Annotated in this window: 10 protein-coding genes; 6 read left to right on the top strand and 4 right to left on the bottom strand. The window is 60.8% G+C overall.

Translation table 11 applies throughout. From position 1 onward, the window contains the following. Positions 1 to 13 precede the first annotated feature (13 nt). Complete coding sequence (locus AC1RR7_RS03560; protein WP_011334580.1) at positions 14 to 565, bottom strand: RNA polymerase sigma factor; 552 nt, start codon at positions 563 to 565, stop codon at positions 14 to 16. Then, a complete protein-coding gene (locus AC1RR7_RS03555; protein WP_493156136.1) occupies positions 562 to 1308 on the bottom strand; it encodes an STN domain-containing protein in 747 nt (248 codons plus the stop codon). Before AC1RR7_RS03555 ends, AC1RR7_RS03560 begins: the two co-directional genes overlap by 4 nt. Positions 1309 to 1431: 123 nt before the next feature. Between AC1RR7_RS03555 and AC1RR7_RS03550 the strand changes: the two genes are divergently transcribed. Further along, on the top strand, positions 1432 to 1746 hold the full coding sequence (locus AC1RR7_RS03550; protein WP_493156134.1) for a hypothetical protein: 315 nt from the start codon (positions 1432 to 1434) through the stop codon (positions 1744 to 1746). 119 nt (positions 1747 to 1865) lie between these two features. On the opposite strand, the gene AC1RR7_RS03545 is transcribed toward AC1RR7_RS03550, so the two are convergent. Next, a complete protein-coding gene (locus AC1RR7_RS03545; protein WP_493156132.1) occupies positions 1866 to 2306 on the bottom strand; it encodes a carboxymuconolactone decarboxylase family protein in 441 nt (146 codons plus the stop codon). 206 nt (positions 2307 to 2512) lie between these two features. Between AC1RR7_RS03545 and pdxR the strand changes: the two genes are divergently transcribed. The 4 genes from pdxR (at position 2513) to AC1RR7_RS03525 (ending at position 5905) form a co-directional block, all read left to right on the top strand. After that, complete coding sequence (gene pdxR, locus AC1RR7_RS03540) at positions 2513 to 3946, top strand: MocR-like pyridoxine biosynthesis transcription factor PdxR (RefSeq protein ID WP_493156130.1); 1434 nt, start codon at positions 2513 to 2515, stop codon at positions 3944 to 3946. A gap of 123 nt (positions 3947 to 4069) precedes the next feature. Next, the gene (locus AC1RR7_RS03535) at positions 4070 to 4363 is read left to right on the top strand and encodes a putative quinol monooxygenase (protein WP_096820028.1); all 294 of its coding nucleotides are present in this window, start codon (positions 4070 to 4072) and stop codon (positions 4361 to 4363) included. Positions 4364 to 4548: 185 nt separating this feature from the next. After that, positions 4549 to 4950 (top strand): cupin domain-containing protein, encoded by a 402-nt coding sequence (locus AC1RR7_RS03530; protein ID WP_493156128.1) that lies wholly within the window; start codon positions 4549 to 4551, stop codon positions 4948 to 4950. A 241-nt stretch (positions 4951 to 5191) separates the two neighbouring features. Beyond that, the gene (locus AC1RR7_RS03525) at positions 5192 to 5905 is read left to right on the top strand and encodes an ATPase (protein ID WP_493156126.1); all 714 of its coding nucleotides are present in this window, start codon (positions 5192 to 5194) and stop codon (positions 5903 to 5905) included. Between the two features lie 271 nt (positions 5906 to 6176). Here the strand turns inward: AC1RR7_RS03525 and AC1RR7_RS03520 are convergent, their stop codons facing one another. Next, entirely contained in the window at positions 6177 to 11063 is a 4887-nt protein-coding gene (locus AC1RR7_RS03520; protein WP_493156124.1) for an NAD-glutamate dehydrogenase, read from the bottom strand. A 504-nt stretch (positions 11064 to 11567) separates the two neighbouring features. Here AC1RR7_RS03520 and AC1RR7_RS03515 point away from each other — a divergent pair. Next, on the top strand, positions 11568 to 11921 hold the full coding sequence (locus AC1RR7_RS03515) for a hypothetical protein (RefSeq protein ID WP_096820032.1): 354 nt from the start codon (positions 11568 to 11570) through the stop codon (positions 11919 to 11921). Positions 11922 to 11938: the final 17 nt, after the last annotated feature.

Raw genomic sequence — 11938 nt, 5'->3', positions numbered from 1 at the left:
TTGATCGGGAGCTTCATTCACTAGACGGTTTTCCGGCCCCGCGACCGAACCGCTGAAACACTTTTCTTTCCAGTTTGGCCGCGCAGTGTCCGAGGGCAGCCTTGATTTCCTTCTCGACCATGCGTGTGGAGATGCCGAAACGCTGGGAGATTTCCAGGTGCGGCGCTTCTTCCAGTCGTGCGGCGATGAAGATTCGACGACGCCGGGCCGGCAGTTCGTAGAGGGCGCTGAGCAGCGACTGGATCTCCTTTTGGCCGCCGACCACACGCATCGGGTCGAGCGCTTCGTCGCTGACTTGCAGCAGTTCTTCGACTTCACTGCCGGTGAGCAGCCGCGCATCGGCCTGGCGGCGGTCGGCGGCGATGTTCAGGGCCATGCGATAGAGGTAGGCGTTGGGCCGCAGCAGGTTTGGCGGCGCTTCCATGCGGTCGACCCGCAGGTAGGTTTCGTGCAGCACGTCGTTGGCCAGGTCCTCCGAGCCGAGGCGGCGTCGCAGGCGCACCCGAAAGTCCTCGTAGGACGTCAGGAACAGCTGGACCATCGAACTTTGTCCGGCGTCTTTCATCCCCCGGAAACTCCTTCCCATTGTGTGCATTCCATGCGCTTTCCTGACGATTCGGGTAACAACAGCAAGGTGACTGGCTGGCGCAATGCGCCGGGTGTCGGCCGGTCGATCCTGAGCGTGTGAAAACTGTCTACCAGCGCTGCATCGCGCCGAACATCGCCGGTGGTGGTGACCAACCGGTTGTGCTGCACCACGCCGTCGCGGCCGATCCACAGCTGCAACACCGCGCGAAAACTGCCGGGCCGGGTCAGCGGCGAGCGGCACAGGTTGCGTTCAATCGCAGCCTGCACCGCCGTGGCGTAACTGCGGTTGACCGCTGCGCTGGCGGGGGTTGGTTTCTCCGCCGGCAATGGCACTTCCTCGACTTGCGCCACCTGCAAGGTGAACGCGTCGTCGCGGCTGTACTTGGCCATCAACCCGCTGCCGCCGAGCATCCGGCGCAACGCTTCGGCGGCGGTGAATTCGCCATCCACCGCCAACGAGCGGCGACCGCGACTCAACTGACTGTCGACCAGCACCGCCATGCCGGTGGCGCGGCTGAACTGATCGAGGGCGCGGGCCAGTTCCTGGGCCGGGATGTGCAGCGTCATGCGCATCGACGCCGGCACCGGGTCGGCGCTGGCACGGCTCAGAAACAAGCCAAGCAGCAGCCCCAGACAGAGCTGGCGCACGAGCGCTGAGCGCACAACATCCTCCCTGGCACGGCCTCGCTGCACGGCTGATGTATCCCTGAAAACCGTCATCCTGAGGGCTGTTTATGAATCTGGTGTGACGGCCACTGCAAAAAAACCATCACGGGATCAGTGCCGCCGTTGCACTAGACTCTTGAGCTAGAGCGGCCCCTTCGGGCCGGCCAGGAGGCCAGCATGAAATCACTGTGGACATTGGCGCTGAGCGGGCTGTTGTTGACGCTGTCAGGCAGCGTGCATGCCGAGCAGGCAGTGGGTTGCGTAGAGGTAACCGTCGGCGGTTACAAGGCGCCGAATTACGACTGCCTGAGCCAGCAGATGGGCAACAACCCCGACGGCGCGACGGCTGCGCAGAAGAATCAGGAAGCGATGAATGTGCCGGTCAACAAGCGTCCGCCGAATCAGGTGGGGCTGGCAACGCCGGCGGCTACCAGTACGCGGATGGGCAATACGTTTGGTACGTCGGTGAAACCGCAGCGGCCACCGAACTAGCTTTGATCGTTCCCACGCTCCTGCGTGGGAATGCAGCCCGTGACGCTCTGCGTCACTGGACGCGGAGCGTCCCCAGAGGCATTCCCACGCGGAGCATGGGAACGATCGAGGTCCGGAGTTCAGTCACTGGGAATCTGCCGAAAACTCACCGCCAGACGATTCCAGCTGTTGATGGTGCTGACGGCCATGGTCAGGTCCACCAGTTCCGTCTCGTTGAAATGCTCCCGCGCCTGCTGGTAAACATCGTCAGGCACCCGGCTATCCGCCAGCAGCGTCACCGCCTCGGTCCAGGCCAGCGCGGCCCGCTCGCGCAGGTTGAAGAAGCCGCTGTCGCGCCAGACCGCGATGGCGTACAGCCGTCGATCCGTCTCCCCTGCCCGCCGCGCTTCCACCGAATGCATGTCGGTGCAGAAGGCGCAGCCGTTGAGTTGCGAGGCGCGGATCTTGATCAGGTGCAGCAACGGCGCCTCAATGCTCAGGCTGCTGGTCAGCGCTTCCAGGGCAATCATCGCTTTCATGGCTTTGGGTGAAGCGCTGTAGTAATCCAGACGCGGGGACATGGGCGAGTCTCGGGCAGCAGAAGAGTGATTCCACGGTAAGCGCTGGTGCGCCAGGGTTACAGCCCCAATTCCACGGAAAACCGGCAGACCACTGATCCTTGACCAATTTCCGGTTTTTGCTCCACGCAACTTCTGCCCCGCGTGCATTCGGGAGTAATCTGGCGGGCGCACAATCCGCCTCATTCGCCCCCAGGAGCCCCGTCGGTATGGAACTTCATGTCGTGATCAACGGCCGCAAGGATCTGGCCGGTCAGTTGTATCAGCAACTGCGCGGCGCCATTGAATCCGGGCGTCTGGCCGCCGGCACGCAGTTGCCGCCGAGCCGCTTGCTCGCCGAGCAACTGGGGATTTCGCGCAAGACCATTTCCGACACTTACGCGCAGCTGACTTACGAAAACTTCCTCACCGGGGTGATCGGCAAAGGCACTTACGTCAACGCTCGCGCCACGCCGGTGCAGCGCAAGCAAAGTCATTCCGAGCTGGCCAGTTCCGAGGTGATCGAGAGCTGGTGCAACCTGCCGGTGTTCTTGCGCCATCCGACGCTGGAAGGCTCGCTGCGCTACGACTTCATCGGCGGTGCCACCAGCAAGGGCCAGTTCCCCCACGATGACTGGCGCCGCTGTGTCTCTCACGCCATGCGGCAAATGGCCGGCTCCAAAGGTTTTTACAGCGTGGCGGAAGGCTTGCCGGCGCTGCGCAATGCGATTGCCCGGCACATTGCGTTCTCTCGAGGCGTGAACTGTCAGGACGAAGACATCGTGGTGTGCAACGGCGCGCAACAGGCGCTGGACCTGATCGCCCGGGTGCTGCTGCGTCCCGGCAGTCTGGTGGCGATGGAAGATCCGGGTTATCCGCCGGCGCGGCTGCTGTTCGGCACTCACGGCGCCACCGTGGTCGGGGTGCCGGTGGATGCGGAAGGGATTCAGGTGCAGCACATTCCCGACGGCACGCGGTTGATCTATGTAACGCCGTCGCACCAGTTCCCGCTGGGCATGTCGATGAGTCAGGCGCGGCGCGAGGCGTTGCTGGCCCGGGCCTACGAGCTCGGCGCGATCATCATCGAGGACGACTATGACAGCGAGTTCCGCTACGAGGGCCGACCGACGGATTCGCTGCACAACCTCGATCAGCGCGGCATCGTGGCTTACGTCGGCACCTTCTCCAAGACCCTGCTGCCGGAGCTGCGGCTCGGTTACGCGATTCTGCCGCCAGCGATCCTCGAAGCGGTGATCCGTGCCAAGCAGCTCACCGATCTGCACGCTTCCACCCTGCCGCAATGGGCGCTGGCCAAGTTCATCGCCGAGGGCTGCCTGCTCAAGCACATTCGCCGCTGCCACACCATTTACGCCCAGCGCCGCGAGCGGATCCTGGCGCGCATGGCCACCGACCTCGCGCCGTGGCTGGAGGCTGTGCCGGCGAGCGCGGGCTTTCATATGGCGGTGTTCTGCCGGATGCCGATCGACTTGCCGCTGGTGATCGAACTGGCGAAAAAGGTCGAAGTCGGGCTGTACGCCATCGACGGCTTCTATTACCAGCAGCCGGCCAGAAGCGGAATGTACTTCGGCTTCGGCGCCATCGAGACGCTGGACATCGATATCGCGCTGGATCGCCTGCGCGACATTCTGCAACAGGTCGCCTGATAGATTGGTCTAACGGATTACCCGCCGATTGGTTATTGGTGATCCGGGGGTGCAGGCCTATTCTGCACAGGCGTTATCCCTCAATGAGCAGGATTCGTCCGGCCTGATTCAGGAGTGTGAGCAATGTCCAACGAAGTGATCAACACCGTACAGGTGCAGGCTGCTGCCGGCCGCTCCGAGGAGCTGGGCAAGCAGTTGCAGAAGATCGTCGAAACCCTGCGCGAAACACCGGGCTGCGATTCCTATATGGTCGACCGCTGCCCCGACGACAGCCACCGCTGGACGGTCAGTGCCCATTGGCAGTCGGAAGCGGCGATGCAGGCGCATTTCAACCGGCCTGAGGCGCAGGGGTTTATCGATCTGATCGACAGTCGGCTGGCCAACAGCGTCGATTTCAACTCGTTTCCTATCGTTTGAAACTCAAGAAAATTGCAGCCTTCGGCAGCCTCGGGGAAACCCGCGGCGCTGCCGAAGGCTGTGGTTTTTCTGGTGTGCGGGGAATCCGGATTGGTCACCCGATCTTCCCGAATATTGGCCGTTTGATTAGACCGGCACGCGGACTACTGTGAAGACCGACTCCCCCACTTCACAGGTGACCCACCATGAAACTCCTGCACTGCTTCGCCGCCGCGCTTGCCCTGAGCATCTCCGTTCCAGTTCTGGCCCACGATGCCTCCGAGAAAATCTCGGTCTTGCAGGACCAGATGCTGAAAAATGTCCCGGGCAAAAAAGCCATGATGATTGAAGTCGACTACAAACCCGGCCAGTCCTCCATCGCCCACAAACACGACGGCACGGCCATGGCCTATGTACTCGAAGGCGAAGTGACTTCCCAGGTCAAGGGTGAAGAGGCAATCACCTACAAGAAAGGCCAGTTCTGGTACGAGCCGGCCGGTTCCGAACATCTGGTGTCGAAAAACGCCAGCAAAACCAAGCCAGCCAAGTTGCTGGTGTTCATGGTGCTGTCGCCGGACGAGCAAGTGCTGATCCCATTGAAAAACTGATGGTTGTTTAACCAGCCATAAATAAAAGGCGCAAATCGTTGATTGGCGCCTTTTTTATTTCCCGCGGCAATTAATCAAAAACGCTTACAGCCAATAAAACTATTGCATGACAGTCATTCAGCAAATTGTCAGGTTGTTTTCAGTTTCGCGGGAGTAGTCTGAGGCAACTGTCGCCGGTTCCATTTAATCAACCCCGACACCTCTGACTTTCCGACTGAAGTTGCTTCACGGGAGACTCACCATGAAACTTGCCTTTGCCAGTACCTTGGCGATATCAGTTTTAGCGTTGTCCGCCTGTTCCGTTCCCACCGCTCCAAAAGCGGTTTCTTCCCTCGACACGCTGTTCACCCAACCGGTCGGCCGCAGCAGCGCCGCCCAGGTCAAAAGCGGTCCCGGTGTCTCGCTGGGCGTCGTCTACAGCCCGAGCACCCAGACCAACCGCGAATACCTGCGCGACTATCAGGCCAACGCCGGCACCGGTTTCGGCCAGGGTTTATTGGTGCAGCCGATCCATGACGCCTACGTCGCCACTTCAAAACCGGACATGGCCGTGGACTGGGTGAAAGCCTCGCTGCAACGCCAGTTCGGCTCGGTCACGGTGTACCCGGACATGCAGAGCGTGCGTGCGGCCAACCCGGATGTGGTGGCGATCGTCGACACTCACAGCCAGTTGATTACCTCGCGCAGTTCGGACATCAAGGCGGATGTGAGTGCGGACTTTTATGACGGGAAGTTGAACTACATCGGGACGGCCAAGGGGTCCGAGGCGAAAGAGTTGACGCCGGTCTGGGCGGACTTCAAGCGTTCGGAGGAGATTGTCGCGGATATAAATCAGCAGCAGGAAGTTCAGGTTCGCGCGTTGCAGAAGTTTGACCAGTCGCTCAGTAATTTGTTGACTGGGTCGGCAGGTAAAGTGTCGATGCTTGATAGTAAACAACTACATAAGTTGCAGTGACTGTCAGGCCGCAGCCCTCACCCTAGCCCTCTCCCGGAGGGAGAGGGAACTGATCGAGGTGTTTGTTAGAGTTACGCCGACGTGAAATACCGAGTCGAACTCAAGTTTCAAAAAACACACAAATCGGCTCCCTTTCCCCCTCGCCCCCCCTGGGGGAGAGGGCTGGGGTGAGGGGGAACGGTTTAAGCTACACCACCGCAATACCGCCAAGCACAGGCAAAAAAAAGCCCCCGCATCTCACAATGCAGGGGCTTTTTCATTCAACGGCTACTCAAGCAAGCTCAAGCTCCGCAGTCGCCGCAGCAGGCACAACGGCCTGACCGCTCAGCGCCACGTCGTTCAGCTCGCGGTTGGCCACCGCGTACATGGCGTAGTCGGTGCCGCTGGCGGCACGGATTTCCACCAGCATGGCGCGCCAGCGCTGGATCATCGCGTCGTGTTGCGCCATCCACAGCGCGAGACGCTCTTCCACGTCCAGGTTGCCGCCGCCCGCTTGCAGAACGGCGATGGTGATCGCGCGTTGCTGCCAGTCGACGTCGTCGCGGAACGCTTCACGGGCCAGGGCCTGCCAGTTGTTTTCAACCGGCAAGGCGCTGATCTGCGAAATGTACCAGGTGATGTCCAGCGCGCTGCCCACGGCGAAGTACGCCTTGGCCACTTCGGCTGGGTCCTGACCGGTCACGTCGGCAGCCTCGATGATCGGCAGCAGCGTGTAGAGGTGGGTAGTCCCTGCCACCATACGCGCCAGCAGTTCCGGTACACCGGCTGCGACGTAAGCCTGATAACGCGCCTGCCAGTTTTCGCGGATTTCGCCGCTCAGCAGTTCGTCCAGCTTCAGACCCAGCTCCTTCAGGTGCGGACCGAAATGCGCGACGTCACGGGCAGCGTTCTGCTCGTTGCGACGGGCACGCAGGAACCAGCGCGTAGCGCGACGGCCCAGACGCATCAGCTCGTCCATCAGCTCCAGTTGCACGTCAGCGGAGACCTGATAGTCCAGCGCTTCGATCTGACGGAACCAGTGCGGGAGGTGGAAGATGTCACGCACGATCACGTAAGCGCCAGCCACGTTCGCCGGGGTCATGCCGGTGGACTCTTTGAGTCGCTGAACGAAGGTGATGCCCATGTGGTTGACCAGATCGTTGGCGATCTGGGTGCTGACGATTTCGCGCTTCAGACGGTGACGGCGCATGGCTTCGGCGAACTTGCTGACCAGGGTCGGCGGGAACGCGGTTTCCATGTCGCGGGTCAGGTAATCGTCGTCCGGCACCAGGGAGCCCAGCAACTGCTCCTTGAGGTCGATCTTGCTGTACGAGATCAGCACCGACAGTTCAGGACGGGTCAGACCGTGGCCTTCGGCAACGCGTTCAGCCAGTTGCTCTTCGGTCGGCAGGAACTCGATGGCACGATCCAGCTTGCCACGGCCTTCCAGGTCGCTCATCAGACGCTTGTACTCGGCGATGCGCGCATAAGCGCGACGGGCCGCCAGGGACAGGGCCTGAGTCTGCTTGTAGTTGTTGCCCAGCACCAGACCACCGACTTCGTCGGTCATGCTCGCCAGCAACTGGTCGCGTTGCTTGCCGGTCATGTCGCCAGCCTGAACCACTTCGTTCAGCAGGATCTTGATGTTCACTTCGTGGTCGGAGCAGTCCACGCCACCGGCGTTGTCGATGAAGTCGGTGTTGGAACCGCCACCATTGAGACCGAATTCCACACGACCCAGTTGGGTCATGCCGAGGTTACCGCCCTCGCCCACGACTTTGCAGCGCAGTTCGTTGCCGTTCACGCGCAGCGCATCGTTGGCCTTGTCGCCGACATCGGCGTGGCTTTCGGTGCTGGCTTTCACGTAAGTACCGATACCGCCGTTCCACAGCAGATCCACCGGCGCCTTGAGCAAGGCGTTCAGCAGTTCGGTCGGGGTCAGCTTGTCGGCCTTGATGTCGAAGCGTTCCTGCATCTGCGGGGAGATGGCAATGCTCTTCGCGCTGCGCGAGAAGATACCGCCGCCTTCGGACATGATGCTGGTGTCGTAGTCGGACCATGCCGAACGCGGCAGGTCGAACATGCGCTGACGCTCGACGAAGCTGGTGGCCGGGTTCGGGTTCGGGTCGATGAAGATGTGCATGTGGTTGAACGCAGCAACCAGTTGCAGCTTGTCGGACATCAGCAAGCCGTTGCCGAACACGTCACCGGCCATGTCGCCCACGCCGACCACAGTGATGCTGTCTTCCTGGACATTGATGCCGCGCTCGCGGAAGTGGCGCTGTACGCCAACCCACGCGCCCTTGGCGGTGATGCCCATTTTCTTGTGGTCGTAACCGGCCGAACCACCGGACGCGAACGCGTCACCCAGCCAGAAGCCGTAGTCGATGGCGATGCCGTTGGCGATGTCAGAGAAGGTTGCAGTGCCCTTGTCCGCCGCGACCACCAGGTACGGGTCATCGTCGTCATGACGCACGACGTTGGCCGGCGGTACCAGTTTGCCGTCCTTCAGGTTGTCGGTGATGTCCAACAGACCCGAGATGAAGATGCGGTAGCAGGCGATACCCTCGGCCGCGATCTCGTCACGGCTGCCGCCCAGTGGCAGGCGACGCGGCAGGAAGCCGCCCTTCGCACCCACCGGCACGATGACCGAGTTCTTCACTTGCTGGGCTTTTACCAGGCCGAGGACTTCGGTACGGAAGTCTTCTTCACGGTCGGACCAGCGCAGGCCGCCACGAGCGACGTTGCCGAAGCGCAGGTGCACGCCTTCGACGCGTGGCGAGTAAACGAAGATTTCGAACTTCGGAACAGGCTTCGGCAGCTCAGGGATCAAGTGCGGGTTGAACTTGAAGCTGAAGTACGACTTGTTCTGACCGTTGGCGTCGGTCTGGTAGAAGTTGGTACGCAGGGTCGCTTTGATCAGGTCCAGGTAACGACGCAGGATGCGGTCTTCGTTGAGGACTTGAACGTCGTCCAGCGCGGTCAGGATCGCTTGTTCCAGACGCAGTTGCTTGTCGTCCAGATCATCGCTGCCCAGCTTGCGTGCCAGGTAGAAACGGGTTTTGAACAACCGGGTCAGTTCGCGAGCGATGTCGGTGTGGTTGTTCAGGGTGCTGGCGATGTAGCCGAGGTCGAAGCCCAGACGGATCTGCTTCAGGTAGCGAGCGTAGGCACGCAGCAGCGCGACGTCGCGCCATGGCAGGCCGGCGGTCAGCACCAGACGGTTGAACGCATCGTTTTCGGCGTCGCCGCGCACGATGTGGACGAACGCGTCCTGCAGGGTGTCATTGAGCTGCTGGATGTCCAGGTCCATGCCTTCAGCGGCAGTGAACGCGAAGTCGTGGATCCAGAACTCGCGGCCGTTGTTGTGACGCAGGCGATACGGGAACTCGCCCAGCACGCGCAGGCCGAGGTTTTCCAGGATCGGCAGCACGTCGGACAGTGCCAGCGGGGTATCGGCGTGATACAGCTTGCAGTGCAGCTCGCGCGGGCCGGAAGCCAGCGGCTGGTAGAAGCTCATGGCCAGCGGCTTCTTCTCGCTCAGGTTGAGCAGGTGCTGCATGTCGACCACGGCCGAGTGCGCAGCGAAACGCTCGCGGTAGCCGGCCGGGAAGCCTTTCGGGAAATCGGCCAGCACGTTGGTGCCGTTGGCTTCGCCGAAGGTTTCAACGGTCAGGGCGGCGTAGTCGTCCTGCCAGCTGCGGCAGGCCTGGATCACTTCGTTTTCCAGTTGCAGCGGGTCGATGTCGATGCGGTTTTTCGGGTCTACGCGCAGGATCAGTTGCACGCGGGCCAGCACGGACTCGGAGAAGAAGGTCCAGAACTCGCAGTCGGTCGCCTTCAGGCGCTCCATCAGCACTTGCTGGATTTTCTGACGGACTTCGGTGGAGTAGATGTCGCGCGGCACGTAGGCCAGGCAGTAGCAGAAACGACCGTACGGGTCTTTGCGCAGGAACACGCGGATCTTGTTGCGTTCCTGGATCTGCACGATCGACATCACGGTGCTGAACAGTTCGTCGACCGGGGTCTGGAACAGGTCGTCACGCGGCAACACTTCCAGAACCTGTGCCAGTTCCTTGCCCAGGTGAGCCTTGGACTGGAAGCCGGAACGGCGCTCGATTTCTTCGACCTTGCGGCGGATGTACGGGATGACACGTACGCTTTCGCCATACACCGACGAGGTGTACAGGCCCATGAAGCGGTGTTCCTTGATGACTTTGCCGTCGGCATCGATTTCGCGGATCGACACGTAGTCCGGGTAAGCCGGACGGTGGACGCGGCTCGGGTGCGCAGCCTTGGCAAACGACAGCAGCGTCGGTTCGCGCAGGTAGTTCACGGCGTAGTCTTCGATGTGACGGTCTTCGTTGGTCAGACCGGTGCGCAGCATCCGGGTCAGGCCGAGGAAGGAGTTCTGGTCGTATTCGATATGGCCGCCATCGGCCTGATCGACAACGGTGAACTCTTCGTAGCCGAGGAAGGTGAAGTGGTTGCCCACCAGCCATTCCAGGAAGCTCTTGATTTCGGTCTTCTCGTCGGCTTCGACGGCGAATGCGCTGTTATCGAGCTTGGTGAGGATTTCCTGCACCTTGGCCTTCATCGGCTCGAAATCGGCAACCGCGACGCGGACTTCACCCAGGACCTGTTCCAGTTCCTTGGTCAGCACATTCAGTTCGGCCGCGTTGGCGCAGCGGTCGATTTCCAGGTACATCAGCGATTCGTGTTGTACGCCTTCGCCGGTCGAACCTTTAGGCAGGATTTCCAGCAATTCGCCCTTGCTGCCACGACGCACGCTGAGCACGGTGGTCTGCAGGGTATGGATGCTGTAGCCGCGGCGGTTCAGCTCGGTACGCACCGAGTCCACCAGGAATGGCAGGTCGTGGTGCAGCACTTCGACCGCGGTGTGGGTCGACTGCCAGCCGTGACGTTCGTAATCGGGGTTGTAGACGCGCACTTGCGGTTGCGCGTGATCGAAGCGCTCAAGCAGGCGCCACGCAGAAAGAGTACAGCCAGCGAGGTCGGAGAGGCGACGTTGAGTCAGCTCGTCCAGGGAAATGATGCCGAAGAATTGTTCAGAGAACAGCGCCACTTGTGGCAGTGCCTGTTCACTGATGTGCTGCGCCAGTGCCGCTTGCAGTTGGTGCTGGAAGTCGGCTTTGCTGGCTGCGGTGAAGAACGCCATCTGTGGTACTCCGCTTGGGCTTGTTATTGATGGAAAGCGTCGCGTACAAAACCCCTTTCGGGGCGTTCTGTCGCCCTGTTCCTGAATCTCGGGCAGAGGAAACAGGGTGACAGGTGGGTGAAGCTGGACGAGACACTCAGGTCACATTCACCTTCCATGAATGGGCATCTGCAAAAACGACTGTCCGGGCTGCCGACAATGTCTTTACGGGTGCTCATCCGTTGCGCAGCTTAATGGGTGCGACAATGTGTCTGCTTGCGGTGCTGCGACATATTCGGTCATTGGCACGTAAACCAAGGCAGGCGCATCGGTAAACACTAGCATTCATGGGGCAGAACGCCGGTCTGAATCCCCGGTTTTACGGTACATGCGTGCCAGAAATGACCATTGACCTGCGTCGCGTTCACGACACATCCTCTGACACTCAGGCGAGCAGAAATTCCCGAGGGCTGGCAGAATCGCGCTTTATTGCGACCACCGAGCCCGCCGAGGCAGGAATTTCCCATGCAAATGACCACCGCCCTTTTGATCGTCAACCCGTGCGACGACGAAGAAGACAACATGGCCATGCTCTGCTGCCACAGCGACAAGGGCGACATGTTTCTGATGAGCCGCTATCCGGACGAGGATGAGCTGGAGATCACGCTGGATGGCGAGCCGTCCACCCTCGATGGCGTGAAAGTCACCTTGACCAAGACCCTGCTGAAAATCGAAATCGCGGCGGCGGATGCCGATGCGTTGAATGGCGATGATGTGCTGGAAATCACCTACAACCCGGACATGGTGGATCTGGCCGAGGTCGAGGAAACCCTGAAGAACATTCTTGACGGTACTGGCACCTTTATCAGCCAGATTTGATGGCGTCTGGGCCGGCC

The sequence above is a fragment of the Pseudomonas sp. GW821-FHT11G12 genome (genome assembly GCF_058808055.1).
The sequence above is the reverse complement of the archived record's forward strand: the minus strand, read 5'-3'. Positions and strand labels throughout refer to the sequence as shown.